Raw genomic sequence first — 1,521 nt, 5'->3', positions numbered from 1 at the left:
CGAGAGGAATTAACGCAGACCCAGCTGGAAGATCAGCATTTCAGCTTCGCAGGCAAAAGTGAAATCGATATCCAGGCGCACACCGTCAGACTCTTCAGTGAAAGTCGGGGTGATTTTGCACGGTTCGGATTCCACGCTACGGGCTTTTTCAGTCAGCGCCGCCAGCGTTTGTTCTGCTTCTGCGCGGCTTGCAAACACGCGGCTGTAAGACGCGGTGCAGTCGGAGTTGTCCATAATGGTGCCAACATCCATACAGCAGCAAACCGGGGTTTCATCAGCTCAAAGAGGTGTGCTATTAGAACTGGTAAACGATACCCACAGCAACGGTGTCGTCTGAACCTACGCCCAGTTTGTTGTCAGAATCGATCTGGTTGATGATGTAGTCAACATAGGTGGACATGTTTTTGTTGAAGTAGTAGGTTGCGCCCACTTCAAAGTAGTTCACCAGATCAACATCACCGATACCTTCTACGTCTTTCGCTTTAGATTTGGTGTAAGCGATGGACGGACGCAGACCGAAATCGAACTGGTATTGCGCAACTAACAGAACGTCTTGCGTTTTGTTGGCGAAGCCGCTGGTGTTTGTAAATTTATTAGTGATCGGCGTAGCGTTACGGGTTTCACCGTAGTTCGCTGCCAGGTAGATGTTGTTCGCGTCGTACTTCAGACCAGTAGCCCACTGTTCAGCTTTTTTACCGTTGCCAAGAGGTTGAGCTTCTTGCAGGTTGGTACGGTCAGCTGCACCATAAGCACCAACGATACCAAAGCCTTCGTATTCGTAGCTGATAGAACCGCCAACACCGTCGCCGTTAGAACGGCGTGCAGTGTCACGCTCGTTTTTACCCAGGTACTGAACAGCGAAGTTCAGGCCATCAACCAGACCAAAGAAGTTGGAGTTACGATAGGTAGCAACGCCGCCAACACGACCAACGAAGAAGTCATCGCTGTATGCAGTATCACCACCAAATTCTGGCAGCATATCGGTGTAACCCAGTGCATCATAAACCACACCGTAGTTACGGCCGTAATCGAAAGAACCAACGTCAGCGTATTTAAGACCCGCGAATGCCAGACGCGTTTTGTTACCAGTTTGAGCGTCAGCGCCTTCAGAGTTGTTACCCTGGAAGTTATATTCCCACTGACCATAACCGGTCAGATCGGAATTGATTTGAGTTTCCCCTTTAAAACCAAGACGGGCATAGGTCATGTCGCCATTGCCACCGTAACTGTTTTCACCGTTACCCTTGGAAAAATAATGCAGACCAACAGCTTTACCGTACAGATCTACTTTGTTGCCATCTTTGTTATAGATTTCTGCAGCGTTTGCAGTACCTGCTACTAACAGAGCAGGGACGATCACTGCCAGAATATTGCGCTTCATCATTATTTATTACCCTCATGGTTTTTTTTATGACACCTGCCACTGCCGTCAATAAGTTCTGTCAATAAAAATTTACGGAACTATTGATGAGAGTTTAGATCGGAAGAGCACACGTCTGAACTCCAGTCACAACGTGATAT

General features: G+C 48.0%; 1 protein-coding gene and 1 pseudogene. Both read right to left on the bottom strand.

The genetic code is table 11. From position 1 onward, the window contains the following. Positions 1 to 9: 9 nt before the first annotated feature. Positions 10 to 267 (bottom strand): annotated as a pseudogene (locus EO083_RS09695) (YfcZ/YiiS family protein); the annotation flags it as partial. 28 nt (positions 268 to 295) lie between these two features. After that, positions 296 to 1,384: a porin OmpF gene (gene ompF, locus EO083_RS09690; protein WP_000977920.1), complete on the bottom strand. Its 1,089-nt coding sequence runs from the start codon at positions 1,382 to 1,384 to the stop codon at positions 296 to 298. Positions 1,385 to 1,521: the final 137 nt, after the last annotated feature.

This window comes from Thermosipho globiformans (genome assembly GCF_003990895.1).
GTDB classification, from domain to species: Bacteria; Thermotogota; Thermotogae; order Thermotogales; family Fervidobacteriaceae; genus Thermosipho; species Thermosipho japonicus.
This window is presented reverse-complemented; position numbering and strand designations above follow the sequence as displayed.